We start from the raw sequence: 16,831 nt of genomic DNA on the forward strand, positions 1-16,831 counted from the left end.
TCTACATTACGTAATAATGCGTCTAGTTATCAATTGCCATTGAAACTGGATCAGCTGCTGTAGCTGTAATAGTGGCAGTAACTTTTGTGTTATTTGTACCATCATTACCAACTTCAGTACCAGAACCGACAATTGTGATAACGCTTGCACTTCCACGAGTAAGCGCGTAGGTACCATTGTCATTGGAATAGGTGCCGTCAGAAGCAAATCCAATCCAAATTTCTAATGTATCCATTGAAGCCTCAAAAGCTCTTCCACCACCACCGTGTGATGTCGGTGTCTTGTAATAAGCGATCATTTGTGATGCAAAATTGTTCGCATCAGCAACAAGCGCTTGACGATTAGCATTCTGTGCTTGGGTATTAAACATTGTAATACCAACTGCAACGGCAATACCCACGATAATAACGCTCAAGACAATGAGCAGAATTTGTTGAGTTCCCATGGGATCCTCCTGGGTTTTATTTTTGTTCGTAACTCACAAACGTCACATCTATCAACATTACTATATAATACAAGTTCCGTGCCAAGATTGAAAATGATAGATTTTTAAAAATCTTTGCCTTACAACTACTATGCTATGAGCACTTCTAGCGTTCTGATATCAGAAGAGAACAAAAAAACTTATTGAGAAAGTGTTATAAAAAAGCGACGCTGTTGCCGAGGGTGTAATAAAAAAGATACACCGCTATAGTTTTTCTCTCAGTGATTCTAAAAACGATTTTCTTATGGTTGCTCCAAGTTGTTCAGCCTGAAGAACGTCTTGATTAGATTTAATATATTTACCAAGAAGGTAATAGACTACAGCACGCTTTTTATAGATTTCAGCATTCTTTGGTTCGATAGAAATAGCATGTGAATAGAAATCTATAGCTATTGGCAAGTCACCTTTTTTAGTGAGAAGATCCCCAAGCAATATAACAGAATCCAATTTATCTTTATTCAAGCGATATGATTTTAAAGCATCAATAATTGCAGCTTCATAGTTCCCTTTTGCTTCATAGAGCATTGCTCTTTGGACAAGTGCATCAATCAAGTCTGGTTTGAGGTTAAGTGCTGCGTTAAAATCTGATAGAGCTCCTTCTTTATTTCCGATCAGATTTTTTACTTTACCTCTCAGGTAATAAGTTTGAGCGCGATTGGGATTAAGAATGATAGCACGGGAAAAATCCTTCAATGCATAACCATATTTGTGAAGCTCAAGATAGACGATTCCTCTATTGCTGTATGCCATTTCATCATTAGGATTTATATTGATGATAAAGTTGAAATCTTTGAGGGCTTTGTCATACTGTTTCAAATGATTATACGCAACTCCTCGATTCAGATATGCATCTACATAATCAACCTTCTGATCTATTGCCTTACTATAATAGGTTATTGCAGAATCCGGTCTTGCATTTTCTGCATATACGATTCCAATATTGTAGTAGGATTTAGTGTGTAAGGAATTCAAAATTATGGATTTTTTAAAATCCTCAAGTGCGTTCTTATAATCTCCGCTCTTTTGAAAAGCAATTCCCCTGTTATTATATGCATAGGTATTTGGTTCACCATGCGTGAGTGCATGACTCCAGAGGATTAATGAATTTTTCCATACAGGAATTTGAACAATACGTGTAAGAATAGTAAATAATAGAAGCACAATAATAATAGGAACCCAAATAAGCTTCTTACGATATGTATCTAAAAGCCATGCAATAATAAGACCAAATCCAAACATGGAAAAGTATACATAACGATCTGCAACATTGGACCATTTCTGAAAGACAAAGGATATGAGACCCGAAACTGGAAGAAATCCTGCAATAAAAATGAGAAGACCCAGAAATAAGATTCTATTTTTTCTATCTGCCCTAATCGCTAAGAAAACCAGAAGGGGGGGTATAATCCATTCAAGATAAAACCAGAAATGAGGAAGAAGATTCTGGAATGTCCTTGTATATGTTGTAACCAATGGATATGGTATAATTGTCTTAAGGAGATAGAAATTAATTGTATCCATCCAAATAAAAAAACGCGACCAGATAGGAGCGACTTCTGTATGAAAGGATGAAGGTTGAACATAGCGTAGAATAAAAACGAACGGAATTGTTATAATAATAAAAGGAATGACTTTTTTAAAAGATTGCCACACATCAATTTTGAAGTAAAAGAGATAAATGAGAAAGCCAATAATAGATATGACGGCAACTGATGGTTTGGATAGCATGCCGAGTACAAAGAGTATCAATGAATTAATATATCTGATTTTTAAGCATTTACTAGATAAATCTTTACAGGAATAAACATCATTTTTTAGTAAAATATACAAAGAGCTAAAACCAAAGAATGCACTCATTAATCCCCTGAATTCTGTGATCCAAGCAACTGTTTCTACTTGAAGAGGGTGTAGGAGAAAGAAAAGAGCTCCGATAAAACAAGGCAGATTCCCCTTGATAAGAAGTCTTAATATTTTAAAAACAAGAATTGAATTCAAAATATGAAAAAGAATGTTAAAAAGATGAAATGCGAACGGATTGAAACCGTCTACGGAGTTCCCAAACGGAAGGAGTTGCCCAATCTCTTTAACTAACGCCCATGAAGTGTAGGACATCGGAATATACATCTGTGCATAGGGCATAATCCAGAAGTGTGCGATATTTTTTAAGGAAGGATTCTGCAGATATTTGTTCTCGATCAGATTGGGATCTTTATCATCCCAGACAAAATCATAGGTTGTTAATATGCCGAAAATTAGTATACCTATCAGTATAATTAAGATGTAATAAACCAAAACTGAATGCTGTGTGGTCTTTGAGATATCGATTTGCATAGAATGGAATTATGATTTCTTCCTGAACTTGTCTACGTTGATATTGTGTTTGTTGAATTTATCATAGAGATTGGGTCGTTTAATCCCGGAAAGTTTAGCAGCTTTTGATACATCTCCTTCACACATTTTTAAGAGATGCTCAACATATTGTTTTTCAAAAGCATCTTTTGCTTCTGAGAAATACATATGTGTTGGGTCATAATACCGTTCCATCTTAACATCATATTTTTGATAAATTGACAACGGGAGGTCATCGAGCACTATTTTATTATGAGCTGCCATAGCAACAGCGTGTTCAACAGCATTTTTCAATTCTCGAATATTGCCTTCCCAATCACTGGATTGGAGAACAGACATGACCGATTCGGAAATTTCTAAATTCTTCTTATCATATTTAATACTGAATTCTCGGACAAAGGTATTTGTCAAAAGAGGAATATCTTCTTTTCTTTCTCGAAGCGGCGGAATATTCAAATGGATAACATTCAACCGATAAAAAAGGTCCTGTCGGAATTTACCTTCCTTAACTTCTTTTTCAATATCTTTATTCGTTGCAGTAATAACGCGCACATCGACTTCTATATCAGTATCTCCTCCAACATGCCGTATAACACCCTTTTCAAGCACACGAAGGAGTTTTACCTGAAATGTTGTACTTGTTTCAGTTATTTCATCGAGAAAAAGCGTGCCGTGATTTGCCTCCTCGAAATAACCTACTTTATCTCTGATAGCATCAGTAAACGATCCCTTTTTATGCCCAAAAAGCATACTTTCGAGAAGATTCTCTGGAAGTCCGCCACAGTTTACAGCAACAAATTTATTGGATTTTCGCTTACTATTTCTGTATATAAGATCAGCAAAAAGGTCTTTTCCCACACCGGTCTCTCCGGTTATCAATACTGTTGTGTCAAGTGGAGCAATGCGTTTGACCTTTTCCATAATTTTTTGGATAGACAGACTATTTCCGATGATTTGAGTGCGATCAAATTCTTGTGCAAGTATGCTTCGCAGTCTCTCAATCTCCTCATGCTGCCATCTTGTTCGTAATAGTCTTTTTATGATGATCTTCAGCAGATCGAGATCTTCAACCGGTTTTTCAATAAATTCATCCGCCCCGATCTTCATTGCTTCAACAGCCATACCAATCGAAGCTTTCCCACTTATGATAATAACTGCAAGCTGAGGCCACCGTTTCTTTACCTGAGATAAGAGTTCGAGACCATCAGTTCCAGGCATGACCATATCGGTCATCGCAATATGAAAGACATTACTCTCAAGTTTGGTCATTGCCTCATCGGCAGAATGTGCAGTATCAATTTCATATTCATCTTCAAGATGACGGCGAAATATATCAAGCGTGTCCTTCTCGTCATCAACGATAAGGATTCGTGCATTTCTGTTGAAGAATTCCGTTTGTATTTTTTCGTTATTCATAATTAGTTTTATTCATATGGAAGAAAGATCGTAAATGTGCTTCCTTTGCCAAACTCAGAATGTATAGTGATGTACCCTCCGTATCTTGTTACAACGTTTTTACAGATCGCCAGACCAAGTCCGAAGCCGCCCTGTCCGTCTCCCCTTTTGGTCGTGAAGTATGGTTCAAAGATCTTTGAATGATATTTCTCTTCAATGCCTTCTCCGGTATCTTTGACTTCAATTGCAATCATATCCGATTGCTGATATGTGCGCACATGGACAATCTTATCTTTACTTTCCTTCATGGATTCAATAGCATTATTAAGGAGATTGGTAAAGCTTTGGCTGATATCGCTATAAACTGCTTTTATATGAGGAAGTTTGTTGAAAAGTTGTGTTTCGAGGACGACATAATGTTTGAAAAATAGATTATGCTTGAGCAGCTCAAGTTCTTGTGTGATCAGCTGGTTTATATCGATCGGTCTCATCATAGAAATATTATCCTGCTGGACTTTTCGAAGAAGTGTTTTAACTGCATGGGAAATATTTTTGGCAGCATCGATGATCTTATCTACATCTTCATTATCTTGATAATCTTTCTTTACGAGTTGGGCATAACCGAGGATTGAATTAAGAGGAGAGTTCATATTATGCACAACTCCTTCAACCCGTCTTCCAATTTCAGCAAGTTTGTTGCTCTTGATAATCTCCATCTCAAGGGCTTCCCGTGCCTTTTTTTCATTTATTTCTTGAGTTATATCAGTTATTGTAGCCACCATCCTCAAACCAATGGTATCATCAACAGCCTTGATGTTCAGGATGACAAATTTAAGGAATTTCTTTTTGCCCGGGAAATTGATTTCTAATCTGGGTAATGTTAGACTGTCTTCGTGGGCTTGGGATATGAGATCTTCATCAAGTTGGATGAAATCAGAGAGGTTTTTTCCAATGATCTCGTCTGATGAAATAAGCTCAAGAATATGCATTGCGCTGGGATTACAGATCAGGATGTTCATTTTTGAATCCGTCCACAGTACCCCAATATCAATATTATCAGTGAGGACCTTGTATTCCAGCAGAGATTTGTTATACTCAACAAGAGAACGATTCATAGAACTGAAGGCAGAAACCATATTACCCAACTCGCCGCTGTATTCATCTTCAATGGGTTCGATACGAAGCGGGTTTTTCTCGATCCTTTGCATCTTATCGCTGATCTGCTTTATGGGTTGCATAATGCGTTTGCCAAGCCAGTTGCTTAAAAAACTGACGATAACAAGACTCGACGCAACGAGTATTAGGAAGAAGAAAAACATGCTTTGCCGATAGAATTTATTGAATTCACGATCGTACACATAGATCGTCAATGCCGCAGGTTCATCAAGAATGGTATAGTTTATCAAAAGCCCAACAGCAATCTCACCATTCAAACGTAATACTGATTCACGGTTTTTCGTTCTGAGAACAGGTGATAATTTTTTCTTTAATTCAGGTTCGATCTTAGTTAAAATTTCATTCTCTGTTATTGAGAAATCCGGATATGGCAGGATAAACACATGAAAGTTCTGAGTTAATCTAAGTTCCAGAGATGTTATTTGATGAACGTTCAATACAAGTCCAAGTGAGGGGGCATAGTTTTCTGTATCCGGGAGCACTGGCGAGAATGATAAATAATAGATCTTATTCAAAAAACTCGCATAGAATCCCTGGGTAACATTTTGTTTTGAAAGTAAGAGCATTTTGGGAAGATAGGAATCAACCAGATCCCACGATTCGCCATATAGACTTTTACCCTCTGGGGTGAAAAGAGCTATGTAACTAAAAAGATTGCGTTCTTTATATGATGTCAGTATCGCTTGTGCAGACGAGATATCATTTCTTTCAAGTGAAGTGATGAGATCCGGGTTACCAGACATTTCCGTAGTGAACCTGTTCACATTATTAGTTATGTCCAGCTTAAGGCTTTTTATGTTTGTGAGAACACGTGAAATCCTCTCGTATTCAAATTCAGAAATACCAAACCTGGTTAACTGCCACACACTGAAGATAAGAAGAAAAACCAGAGAGAAGGTGAAGACAAAATACAAGAGGATGATCTGTTTTTGGAGTCCGCGTTTTTTCTTTTTCACAAAGTAGATAATTATTTGGAAAAATGGTTTTTAAGGATACCTATAATCCAAGAACGGATTTTACAACGGAAATAAACTCCTCTGGCTCGACTGGTTTAGCTACATAAGCATTTGGTTCTGCACCTAAGAAGACCCCCATGTCTTTTGCATTAAAATGAAGTCCTGTCTTAGATTCGATACCTGTAAGCATGATTATAGGTGTTGAATCAAAACCAGATTTCGTCTTTAATTTATTAAATACCTGAAATCCATTCATTTCGGGCATTTGTACGTCAAGTATGATTAGATCGGGATTAACGCTTTCTGCTTTTTTTAAACCTTCAAGACCGTTTATGGCAGTCTCAATCTCAAAATCTCCAATTTCGGAAAGCATTGCTTCGGAAAAAGCAATTGCATCCGGTTCATCATCGATGATTAATATTCTTTTTTTCTCTAACATGACCTACCTCCGTAGCTGTTTATGTGTTCTTTTCTTTGGTAATGTAATCGTAAATGCTGTACCTTTGCCCTTTTCGGATTCAACGGTTATATTTCCCCCATGCTCCTTGATTATTTTATAGGAAACTGCGAGTCCGAGACCGGTGCCCTTCGAACCTTTTGTGCTGAAAAAAACCTGAAAAAGTTTTGCCTGAATTTCGGGCGGCATACCAATACCCGTATCTTTGACATGAATGCGGAATGTTTTTCCGTCGGTTGATTGTACAGATATATGAACGTTTGCTCCCTTGGTCTCCTCGCACGCATCGATAGCATTTGAAACAAGATTTAAAACTGTTCTCTTTACTCCTTTTGGATCGATGTGAACTTCCGGCAATTCTTCTTCAGGATCGAATGTAAGCTCAACTCCTTTTTCTTTTCCTTTTTGCAGCATGAGTTCATATACACTTTTTACAAGTTCGTTCGGATTGACGGTCTCATATTCCGGCTCTCTTTCTTTAGAATAGGAAAGCATGTCGAGAACCAGTTCCTTCATGAACTCATTATTCTTTTTAACAATACTCCATCCCTTATCAACACTCGAAAAATCTTCTTTCTTAAGACCCAAATCTAGAATGTATGATCCACCCTGTATACCGTTAAGAATATTTTTTATGCAGTGAGCAAGACCAGACACCGTTTGCCCAATCGCAGCAAGACGCTCTGTCTTAACGATTTGCTCATGCAGTTTTGCATTCTCGATTGCAATAGCTGCCTGATTGGCAATCGCCTGAAGGAATTCCTGGTCTTCTTTGGTAAATTTCTCGCCGTTTTCTTTATTGAGAACCTCGATTGCACCGACACATTTTTTGGAAGTGCTCATAGGTACGCAGAGAATTGATTTAGTTGTAAAGCCGCTTTTCTTATCAGCTTTTTTAAAGAAACGGGGATCTTTGCTAACATCGTTAACCAATACCGGTTTTCCCTCCTGAATTACCCAGCCGACAATACCCTCACCAGCTTTCATACGAATGGTCTTGATGATCTTTGCTTTCACACCTTCAGTAACATGAAAGAGAAGTTCGTTCGTCTCTTCATCCACAAGAACGAGTGAGGATGCTTCCACCTGCATTGCTTGAGTAGCAACATCCATAACCGATTCCAAAACTTTATCCAGTTTCAGGTGAGAGTTGATCGTCTGCGTGATCGTCAGCAGTGCATCGAATTGTGTGGCTTCTTTTGATTCAGGCATATATTTTACCAATTATTAATAAATTTAGTAACCGTGTAATGTTTTTATTACGTCAAGTTTTTCGCTTATTATCAACACAGACATGGTACATTAGGGCAATAATATTTGACGAAAAAACCCGCACACAAAAACTCCGTTAAACAGAAAACAGGAAGTAAAAATAGTAATGCATTCACATATCTATGATGTTATCGTTGTTGGCGCCGGGCATGCCGGGTGCGAAGCTGCACTCGCTGCTGCAAAGATGGGGGCAGATACCCTCATGTTTGTCATCAAGCTTGAGACGATCGGCAGGATGTCTTGCAATCCCGCAGTGGGAGGTCTCGCAAAAGGGCATATTACCCGCGAGGTCGATGCGCTCGGCGGTGCCATCGGGCAGGTTATCGATAAAACAGGCATTCATTTCAGGATGCTTAATAAAAGTAAAGGTCCGGCAGTCTGGGCTCCGCGCGCACAAGCAGACAGGATCGCATATCAGATCGAGATGCGAACAGTTATCGAGCACCAGGAAAATCTCGAGATAAAAGAGGCTTTGGTCGAAGAGCTTATTGTTGAAGAGGGTCATATAAAAGGAGTGATTACTCAATACGGACAGACATATTATGCTAAAACCGTGATCATTGCTGCTGGTACATTTCTGAATGGCACAATACATGTTGGGAAAAATACATATTCCTCAGGTAGAGCGGGTGAGTTTGCATCGATAAAATTATCTAACTCTCTGAAAAAATGCGGATTCCCTCTCTCACGATTCAAAACAGGCACCCCTGCACGTCTCGATGCAAGAACCCTTGATTATTCAAAACTGGAAGAACAAAAACCGGACGATCCACCACCAAAATTTTCATTCTATACAGACATTAAACCAAAGAATTTAGTGAGTTGTTATCTAACATATACTAATCTAAAAACTCATAAAATCATTTCTGACAACATTACTGAGTCTTCTTTATTCAGTGGAAACATTACCGGGATCGGTGCACGATACTGTCCATCGATCGAGGATAAGATCAAGAAATTCCCAGAGAAAGACAGACACCAGGTATTTATCGAACCGGAAGGAATAAATACATTTGAAATGTATGCTAACGGACTGCCAACAAGTTTTCCACCGCAGATACAGCTCGATATGATACACTCGGTCGAGGGGCTTGAGAATGCAAAACTGATGAGATACGGTTATGCAATCGAGTATGATTGTATTCCAACAGAATATATTCATTACAGTCTTGAAACAAAACTGGTAAAGGGGCTTTTCTTTGCGGGACAGATAAACGGTACCTCGGGTTATGAGGAAGCAGCAGCACAGGGAATCATAGCTGGCGTTAATGCGGTGAAATATGTGCAGGGGAAAGATCCGGTTATCATGCACAGAGACAATTCATATATAGGTGTTCTGATAGATGATCTTGTGACGAAAGGAGTCGATGAGCCATACCGAATGTTCACAGCACGTGCAGAATATCGTCTTCACCTGCGTCAGGACAATGCTGATGAACGTCTTATGCCCCTCGGTCATGAACTTGGATTGGTTGATGATAAGAGATTCAAGAAATTCAAAGAAGCGCTTAAGATCAAAAATAGAGAGATCAAAAAGCTGCAAAAACAGAATGCAATATCTGATTCCGATAAAGCATATAAGATGATCGATATTCTCAGGCGTCCCGAAATATCATACGATGATCTTTCAAGATTTGGATATACCATCGGAAACGATGTGACCAATGACATTAAAGAGAAAATTTCTCTCGAAATAAAATATGAAGGATACATAAAGCGCCAAAAACAGGAAATTGAAAGATTCAATTACCTTGAGAATAAATCAATTCCAGTAGATTTTAATTACATGGAGTTTGATACCATATCTTACGAAGCGAGGGAAAAACTCACTAAAGTAAAACCACTGTCTGTCGGACAGGCAGCAAGAATACCAGGTGTCACCTTTGCAGATGTATCTGCACTTCTGATAAAACTGAAAACACTCGATGCAAGATAGTAAACAAATCTTTTTAGACTTTTTACGCAAGCACAAAGTACAGAATTCCGTCATAGAAAAGTTCGAGAAATACGAAACACTCATTCAAGAAAAGAATCAAAAATTCAATCTCGTTTCTGAAAAAACAATTAATACCATCTGGACTACACATTTTCTCGATTCTGTTTTACTTTCAAATTATAATGATCTTGGCAATAGTTATATTTTAGATTTTGGAAGCGGAGCTGGTTTTCCAGGTATTCCTCTCAAAATAATTTGTTACGATATGAAGTTGTATTGCGTAGAATCGATTAAAAAGAAAGCGCTCTTTATTACCTTTATAAAAGACAAGCTCAATCTTTCAGATACAGAAATTCTTACATGCAGATTTGAGAATATCACAGAAGATCTGAACGGCACCTTTGATCATATAGTTGTTCGCGCAGTTAAAATGACCGATCAGTATTTTGAGAAAGCATTTAAGCTCTTAAAACCAGCAGGAAGTATCATTTTATACAAATCGAAAGTAATTGATGATGAAGTTGACAAGATAAAGAACTATCAGGATTGTGCCTCTACAGAAATAATAAGAAATGAGATCTCAGGGCTCGGAAGACGGGCTTATATCATCGTAAAGAAACATGGCTAAAGTACTTGCTATCACAAATCAAAAGGGCGGTGTCGGCAAAACGACAACTGCGATAAATCTTGCTGCATCTCTGGCATCATATGGACAAAAAGTCCTCCTCATCGACCTCGACCCACAAGCGAACTGCACGAGCGGAATTGGTATTGATAAAAACACTGTTGACGGGCAGATATATGACCTCCTTCTCGGTGATTCGCATATTTACGATTCGATAATTGAAACAGACATTCCGAACCTTCGCATTATCCCATCTTCGATAGACCTCATTGGTTCAGAAGTTGAGCTGCTGGTACTTGAAGATAAAGAAAAAAAACTTAAAGATATCCTCTCTGCAATAGACGGAAGATTCGATTATATCATTATCGATTGTCCCCCATCTCTCAATATTCTCACCGTGAACGCAATGGTCGCTTCGAATGATCTGATCATTCCTATTCAATCAGAATATTATGCACTAGAAGGTATTGCACAACTCCTCAAAACGATACGGCTTATAAAACGAAAGCTTAATCCTAAACTCTCAATTTTCGGGATCGTGATAACGATGTATGACAGGCGCACACTGCTGTCCGAGCAAGTGGCAAAAGAGGTTCGTCGATATTTCAAGGATATTGTTTTCAAAACGATCATAGACAGGAATGTAAAACTAAGTGAAGCCCCAAGTTATGGAAAACCGATCCTGACCTATGCTATTGATTCGAGAGGTGCACAGAATTACCTGCATCTTGCCCTTGAGGTTTTAAGAAAAGATGGAAAGGATGTCGAATGAGTAAACTTGGAAAAGGTTTGGAAGCTCTGGTTCAAGTAAATGAAGATGAAAAGACTGGCGTACAGCTGATCCTGATTGAGAATATCTCCTTCAATCCCTACCAACCCAGAAAATCAATCAATAAAAAACAATTACAGGAACTTGCGGATTCAATAAAGCAAAATGGAATAATTCAACCGATTATCGTTCGACCAGCAGGTAATGAAAAGTATGAACTGATAGCAGGACAGAGAAGACTTACTGCTGCACAACTTGCCGGATTTTCACGCGTGCCGGCTATCACACGAACAGCAAAAGATCAGGAATTGCTTGCGCTGGCACTTGTGGAAAATATCCAAAGAGAAAACCTCAATGCTGTCGATGAAGCAATGGCATATCAACGATTTATTGATGAATTTAAATATACTCACGAAAAAATATCCGAGATCGTTGGAAAAAGCAGGGTTGCAATTACAAATGCATTACGCATTCTCAGACTTCCGCCCGAAGTGATCGATATGATAAAAGATGATGTGCTTTCTGCCGGCCATGCACGAGCAATCCTTCAGGTTGATCAATCATTACAAAATAATTTTGCGAAGTATATTGTTAAAAATGAAATTTCTGTTCATAAAGCAGAGGAAATCTCAAAGAAATTTGATAAACTCACCAAGGAAAAGAAACCAGCGAAAAGAGACATCCATCTGGTTGCACTCGAACAGGATCTTGAAAAGAGATTTGGCACGAGGGTTAAGATCAAAGGGCATAAAAAAGGTAAGTTTGAGATTTATTATCACACCGAGGAAGAATTTGAAAAAATCCTCGAAATGATTATGCATCAAAAATGAAACATAAAAGAGTTGTTGCATTACTTTCGATTATCATAGCAATCATTGCGGCTTCGTATATTATCGTATCGCTCTACCTTATCAGTGATCTTTCATCGGAAAGCGAAATGCTGCGGCAGGAAAAGCAGGGATTGGATCTCAAGGTAAAGCAGCTGGAAGACCTACTAGCATCTAACCAAAAAGAGAGTACAACAACATCCCTTCATTCTCAACCTGTTAGTGAAATCAAAGTTCATGAAAAAGAACTTGGTGATGCGACAGAAGATTTTGTTAATTTTCAGCAGTACATTCCAAATTTCTGTCCACTCGCAGACTTTATTCTCACAAAACCCTATTTACCCAAGAAAAACCATTATGGCATTGACCTGGCAGGCAAGATTGGTGAACCGGTGTACGCATCTGCTTCCGGTGTTGTCGAGATGATTGATCTGGATAATGATGTCTACGGTAAACTATTGACTATAGATCATCTCAACGGCTATGAAACCAGTTATGGTCATAATTCTGAAATTATTGTGGAAGAAGGTAAATTTGTTCGTAAGGGTGAAAAGATTGCAGAAGTCGGCAATACTGGAATCAGTTCTGCACCGCATCTGCATTTTGAAATAACATATCAAAATAAAAATATCGATCCGGAAACAAAAATAAAATAGCGGAGGTTCATTCGTGAAAAACGGAGAAAATAATTTAGATACAATTATTGGTGAGCACACAACATTTAATGGAGAAATTCATTCCGAGGGTGGTGTTCGTATCGATGGCAGTGTTGAAGGAAAAATAAAATGTGATGGATTTCTGCTGGTCGGAGAGAAAGCGAATATAAAAGCAGATATTCAGTCGTGCGAAGCGATCATCTCTGGGAAAGTGGAAGGGAATATTACAATTGAAAAGAAATTAGAACTTAAAAGTTCTGCATATATAAACGGAGACATCATAGCACGTGTTCTTTCCATGGAATCCGGCACGCAGATCTGCGGAAATTGCAGTGTTAAACAGGTTGATGGTCCCAAAAGCACGAAGAAGTCAAAAGAATAACCAATGCCGTTGAAAAATAAGGGATATTATAAGGAAGTATTCGAGGGACTCGGCCTTGTGGCGCAACTTGGACTCACAATGGTTATCAATATTCTCATATTCTTTTTTATCGGACTTTTCATTGATAGAAAATGGCATTTAAAGGGATTCCCGATCATTATTGGTATTTTTTTAGGCATTGTTACCGGTGCGATGTCCTGCTATCGAATGATAAAAAAAAATGAAAATTCTGACAAGTAGCTTCCGCAAATACGTTTATCACATTCTCGGGCTAATTTTCTTGACAGAGATTCCGGCACTTTTGCTTATCACAAAAAACTTGAAGCTCTGGCTGGGATATTTTCTAGGCTCGATCCTTTCAGGTTTAAATTTTTATTTTCAGGCAAAGGGTGCAGAAAATCGAGTTGGGCTCAGCCCTTCCGGTGCAAAAGTTAGTATTTTCAAGAATTTCTATATCAGGTACCTGACACTTCTCGTATTTGTGGTCGTTCTTGTAAAATTTCTTAAGGTCAATATATTTTCACTTCTTGCCGGCTTACTCATAGCTCCCATCATCGTACTCGTCGATGGAATTTTTGCCGGGAAAAATAATCAAATATCAGAATAAACGCAAAGTACATGAAAAAAAAGTCCAAGAAATTATTGGTAATCGTTCTCACAATACTCATTATTGAGGGGCTTATTTCGGTTGGGCTAAATTACCAGCTTCAAATTGGATTCGATGAAGGGAAGCTTATCATTCGAAATGTTGCGACCGATCTTTCCATACAGGATAGGATAACGCACGAATTTCAGCACTATCATATGGTAAAGTTGTTTGGGAAATTCATGATCAACTGGAGTGTTCTTCGCGTCATCCTTTTCGTCGATCTTTTTTTGATACTTTTTGCTATTCTTGTAAGAAGAAAAATGTCTCTCATCCCTGGTAAACTGCAAATTATAGCTGAAATGATCTACTCATTTTTCTATAGTCTTGTCGTTGAAACGATTGGGGAAAAGAAGAAATATTTCACACCGTATATTTTTACAATTTTTATATTTATCTGGCTTTGTAATATCATCGGTTTGATCCCGATACCAGGTAATCTTGAGCCGACAAGAAATCTCAATGTTCCGCTTGGAATGGGAATCATGGCTTTGAGTGTTGTTCATTTTTCTGCAATAAAAGCAAAGGGACTTGGACGTTATCTAAAGGAATACACCGAACCGCTTCCTTTCATGACACCCCTGAATGTTGTTAGTGAACTTTCAAATGTTATTTCTCTCTCCTTCCGTCTTTTTGGAAACATACTGGGAGGAGCAATTATCATCTTGGTCGTTTCAAATCTGACACGATATATCCTTATACCGGTTGGCTTGAATTTATTCTTCGGTTTGTTCATCGGAACAGTACAGGCATTCGTCTTCACGATGCTTATACTGTCATATACCGCAGTAGCGATAAAATAAATTATGTTTGATACAGTAAGCTTGATACATGTTGCAGCATATATAGGTGCCGGACTCGCCGTGGGCATCTCATCCATCGGAGCAGGTGTTGGTGAGGGTTATATTGCCGGCAATGCTAATTATGCTATGATGAAACAGCCCAAGTCAAATGATGTGCTTCTACGCACAATGCTCATTGCCCAAGCAATAACTGAGACAGGAGCCATTTTCGCTCTCGTTATTGCTATGCTCCTTCTTTTTGGGGGTTCCATTGTTCCTGATGCAGGATGGCAGAGAATAGCATCACTCTTTGGTGCAGGGCTTGTCATGGGAGCTGGATGCCTGGGAACGGGGCTTGGTATTGGTTATGCAGGAGGGCAGGCATGCCAGGGCATTGGCAGACAACCCAGAGAAGCAAAGACCTTAACAGCAAATATGCTTATTGGACAGGCATTGTCAGAAACCTCAGCCATCTTTGCCCTTGTTATTGCCATGCTTCTTTTATATTCAACACCGGACGGAAACAGTGTGGTCAAATCTTTTGCATTTATCGGTGCGGCATTTGCAATGGGATTCGGCACGTTCGGTCCAGGATTTGGAATCGGTATCGTTGCAGGAAAAACGGTTGATGGGATCAGCAGATTCCCCAAACAGTCCTCAGTTCTTCTTCGAACCATGTTCGTAGGTGCAGCGGTATCAGAATCAACATCAATATATGCATTAGTTATTGCATTTTTATTATTATTCGTAACGTAATTTGATCCTTAGGAGGATACATGGAAAGTGAAATCATTAGAGCAGCAGCTTTGTTAGGTGCCGGCATTTGTATGGGATTCGGTGCTATCGGACCTGGAATCGGTGAAGGATTCACCGCAGGAAAAGCTTGTGAAGGTATTGCACGCTCTCCTGAAAACGCAGGATTACTCACAAGAACAATGCTTGTTGGCCAGGCAGTATCGGAATCTACCGGTATCTACTCGCTCGTTATATCCCTGTTGCTTATTTTCGCAGTGTAAGCGCTCCTGATATATAGGGATGGAATCCCGAAACGTCGGAAAGGAGTCTTAAGTATGGTTAATATCGATTATACGCTTATTCTGGTAATTGTAAATTTTATAATTTTACTGATTATCCTAAAAAAGCTCTTGTATAAGCCGCTTATGGATTTTATTCGGAAGAGAGAGTCGCAGATCAAGGAAGATCTCGAAAGCGCGCAAAAGCATAAAGAATCATCAGAAAAAATATTGGAAGAACAAAAGAAATTACTCAGAAAAGCAAAAGAAGAAGCGCGTGATATTCGTGACGAAGCTATCAAGCTTTCGAAGATTCAAAGTGAAGAGATTCTTCATGATGCAGAAGCTCAGCGAGATGTGATCATTGGCGAAGCCCAGGAGATGATCAACGTCGAAGTTATCAAGGCGAAAGAAAGCATACAAAAAGAAATCGGTGAGTTTGTCGTTGACCTGACTGACAGGATAATCGGAAAGAAACTGACCGAAGATGAAGACCTAAAACTCATCGATGAGATGATCAAGAAGGAAAGCAAAAAGGAGTCGTCCGTTGATTAGAAATATCATCGCTCGGCGCTATTCAAAAGCTCTTCTTGAAGTTATTGAAGATAGTGATTTACCTCGTCTCGAAAATGAATTGCTTGCTTTACAGACAATCCTCAAAGATAACCTAGAAATCGAAAAGTTTTTTATTTCACCGATTGTCGAAGATAGTCATAAAAAGGAGATTGTAGAGCTTCTTATGAAAGAACTTCGGGCACAGGATGTCATAAAGAATTTCCTGAATGTACTTATCGATAAAGAGCGGATTTTTTTCATTGCTGATATACTCAATGAACTCCTTGCTTCTATCCACAAAAGACTCGGGATCTATGATTTTGATCTTGTCACCGCGCATGAGATAGATGAAAATACTTTTCAAAAAATAAAGAAATTTGTTGCAAAATACGTTGATGGAGAGGTGCTTTTCAACCATAAGATAAATCCGAATATAAAGGGTGGATTTCTTGCTTATAATGACGAAATGGCGATCAATGCATCCATCAGAAACAACCTCGATGAGTTGAAGAGGAAATTTTAATATATGAAGCAGATCATTTTAGGAGTAT

General features: G+C 38.5%; 19 protein-coding genes. 13 read left to right on the forward strand and 6 right to left on the reverse strand.

What is annotated here, in order from left to right; translation table 11 throughout:
- Positions 1–22 precede the first annotated feature (22 nt).
- The 6 genes from JW794_05275 to JW794_05300 all read right to left on the reverse strand — a co-directional run bounded on the left by JW794_05275 (position 23) and on the right by JW794_05300 (position 8,029).
- On the reverse strand, positions 23–445 hold the full coding sequence (locus JW794_05275; GenBank protein ID MBN2017522.1) for a hypothetical protein: 423 nt from the start codon (positions 443–445) through the stop codon (positions 23–25).
- A gap of 243 nt (positions 446–688) precedes the next feature.
- Positions 689–2,815 carry a tetratricopeptide repeat protein gene (locus JW794_05280; protein ID MBN2017523.1) on the reverse strand — a complete coding sequence of 709 codons (2,127 nt, stop codon included), beginning with the start codon at positions 2,813–2,815 and terminating at the stop codon, positions 689–691.
- A gap of 9 nt (positions 2,816–2,824) precedes the next feature.
- Positions 2,825–4,249, reverse strand: a complete 1,425-nt coding sequence (locus tag JW794_05285; GenBank protein MBN2017524.1) for a sigma-54-dependent Fis family transcriptional regulator — start codon at positions 4,247–4,249, stop codon at positions 2,825–2,827.
- A gap of 8 nt (positions 4,250–4,257) precedes the next feature.
- Entirely contained in the window at positions 4,258–6,360 is a 2,103-nt protein-coding gene (locus tag JW794_05290) for a GHKL domain-containing protein (protein ID MBN2017525.1), read from the reverse strand.
- A 40-nt stretch (positions 6,361–6,400) separates the two neighbouring features.
- On the reverse strand, positions 6,401–6,799 hold the full coding sequence (locus tag JW794_05295) for a response regulator (protein ID MBN2017526.1): 399 nt from the start codon (positions 6,797–6,799) through the stop codon (positions 6,401–6,403).
- 3 nt (positions 6,800–6,802) lie between these two features.
- Positions 6,803–8,029, reverse strand: a complete 1,227-nt coding sequence (locus tag JW794_05300) for a GAF domain-containing sensor histidine kinase (GenBank protein MBN2017527.1) — start codon at positions 8,027–8,029, stop codon at positions 6,803–6,805.
- 166 nt (positions 8,030–8,195) lie between these two features.
- Between JW794_05300 and mnmG the strand changes: the two genes are divergently transcribed.
- Genes mnmG through atpH form a run of 13 tightly spaced genes read left to right on the forward strand, consistent with a single transcriptional unit; the run spans position 8,196 to position 16,803 of the window.
- Positions 8,196–10,025 carry a tRNA uridine-5-carboxymethylaminomethyl(34) synthesis enzyme MnmG gene (gene mnmG, locus JW794_05305; protein MBN2017528.1) on the forward strand — a complete coding sequence of 610 codons (1,830 nt, stop codon included), beginning with the start codon at positions 8,196–8,198 and terminating at the stop codon, positions 10,023–10,025.
- Positions 10,015–10,653: a 16S rRNA (guanine(527)-N(7))-methyltransferase RsmG gene (gene rsmG, locus JW794_05310; GenBank protein MBN2017529.1), complete on the forward strand. Its 639-nt coding sequence runs from the start codon at positions 10,015–10,017 to the stop codon at positions 10,651–10,653. Before mnmG ends, rsmG begins: the two co-directional genes overlap by 11 nt.
- Complete coding sequence (locus JW794_05315) at positions 10,646–11,422, forward strand: ParA family protein (protein ID MBN2017530.1); 777 nt, start codon at positions 10,646–10,648, stop codon at positions 11,420–11,422. Before rsmG ends, JW794_05315 begins: the two co-directional genes overlap by 8 nt.
- Positions 11,419–12,249: a ParB/RepB/Spo0J family partition protein gene (locus tag JW794_05320; GenBank protein ID MBN2017531.1), complete on the forward strand. Its 831-nt coding sequence runs from the start codon at positions 11,419–11,421 to the stop codon at positions 12,247–12,249. The genes JW794_05315 and JW794_05320 overlap by 4 nt, the downstream gene beginning before the upstream one ends.
- Positions 12,246–12,902 carry a M23 family metallopeptidase gene (locus tag JW794_05325; protein MBN2017532.1) on the forward strand — a complete coding sequence of 219 codons (657 nt, stop codon included), beginning with the start codon at positions 12,246–12,248 and terminating at the stop codon, positions 12,900–12,902. The genes JW794_05320 and JW794_05325 overlap by 4 nt, the downstream gene beginning before the upstream one ends.
- 13 nt (positions 12,903–12,915) lie before the next feature.
- Positions 12,916–13,284, forward strand: a complete 369-nt coding sequence (locus JW794_05330) for a polymer-forming cytoskeletal protein (GenBank protein ID MBN2017533.1) — start codon at positions 12,916–12,918, stop codon at positions 13,282–13,284.
- Positions 13,285–13,287: 3 nt separating this feature from the next.
- Positions 13,288–13,524: an AtpZ/AtpI family protein gene (locus JW794_05335; GenBank protein ID MBN2017534.1), complete on the forward strand. Its 237-nt coding sequence runs from the start codon at positions 13,288–13,290 to the stop codon at positions 13,522–13,524.
- A 40-nt stretch (positions 13,525–13,564) separates the two neighbouring features.
- Positions 13,565–13,891: an ATP synthase subunit I gene (locus JW794_05340; GenBank protein MBN2017535.1), complete on the forward strand. Its 327-nt coding sequence runs from the start codon at positions 13,565–13,567 to the stop codon at positions 13,889–13,891.
- Positions 13,892–13,902: 11 nt separating this feature from the next.
- The gene (atpB, locus tag JW794_05345) at positions 13,903–14,733 is read left to right on the forward strand and encodes a F0F1 ATP synthase subunit A (GenBank protein MBN2017536.1); all 831 of its coding nucleotides are present in this window, start codon (positions 13,903–13,905) and stop codon (positions 14,731–14,733) included.
- A gap of 3 nt (positions 14,734–14,736) precedes the next feature.
- Positions 14,737–15,468 carry an ATP synthase F0 subunit C gene (gene atpE, locus JW794_05350; GenBank protein ID MBN2017537.1) on the forward strand — a complete coding sequence of 244 codons (732 nt, stop codon included), beginning with the start codon at positions 14,737–14,739 and terminating at the stop codon, positions 15,466–15,468.
- A gap of 20 nt (positions 15,469–15,488) precedes the next feature.
- Positions 15,489–15,728 (forward strand): ATP synthase F0 subunit C, encoded by a 240-nt coding sequence (gene atpE, locus JW794_05355; protein ID MBN2017538.1) that lies wholly within the window; start codon positions 15,489–15,491, stop codon positions 15,726–15,728.
- Between the two features lie 54 nt (positions 15,729–15,782).
- Positions 15,783–16,280, forward strand: a complete 498-nt coding sequence (gene atpF / locus JW794_05360) for a F0F1 ATP synthase subunit B (GenBank protein MBN2017539.1) — start codon at positions 15,783–15,785, stop codon at positions 16,278–16,280.
- Positions 16,273–16,803: an ATP synthase F1 subunit delta gene (atpH, locus tag JW794_05365; protein MBN2017540.1), complete on the forward strand. Its 531-nt coding sequence runs from the start codon at positions 16,273–16,275 to the stop codon at positions 16,801–16,803. The genes atpF and atpH overlap by 8 nt, the downstream gene beginning before the upstream one ends.
- The last annotated feature ends 28 nt before the right edge of the window (positions 16,804–16,831 follow it).

The sequence above is a fragment of the Candidatus Cloacimonadota bacterium genome (genome assembly GCA_016932035.1).
GTDB lineage: Bacteria > Cloacimonadota > Cloacimonadia > JGIOTU-2 > JGIOTU-2 > Celaenobacter.